The sequence below is a fragment of the Paenibacillus sp. 2TAF8 genome (assembly GCF_052114825.1).
In the GTDB taxonomy this organism is placed as follows: domain Bacteria; phylum Bacillota; class Bacilli; order Paenibacillales; family Paenibacillaceae; genus Paenibacillus.
The window spans coordinates 1-388 of the sequence record NZ_JBFRFN010000078.1 but is presented as its reverse complement, the minus strand read 5'-3'; the positions used below and the strand labels follow the sequence as shown (position 1 = coordinate 388).

Annotated in this window: 1 protein-coding gene; it reads right to left on the bottom strand. The window is 32.5% G+C overall.

Features of this window, described 5'->3' with window-relative positions:
• Positions 1–388: hypothetical protein (locus AB4Z30_RS30095; RefSeq protein WP_441931233.1), on the bottom strand; the 388-nt coding region annotated here is incomplete at both ends.

The following is a 388-nucleotide window of genomic DNA, read 5'->3' as shown; positions in this document are numbered from 1 at the left end:
TGATTAAAGTAATCAATATCAGCTTCATGGTCATTTTGCTGATATTCATAAATACTTGAATATAAACCGATAAGTTCATCACTCGTTAAATCTTGTACAGGTTTTTTAATCTTTTCATCGTTCATTTTAAAGATAGCTATACCATCGTTATTTACTTTCCCAACATTTTGACCAAAAGTTGTCATCATATCACGGTACTGTTTATCTTGTTGTTCAAACTGTTCAGCTTGAATGAAAAGTTTTTCATTGTGACGTGTCATTTTAGTGTCGTACTTTTCTTCCATTTGTTTTTTCCAATTTTGATAGTTGTAATCAACTCGGTTCACACCTCGTTCAACGTCCCAACCTCTATCTTGTAAACCTTTAGCAAAAATCGTCTGCTTTTCAC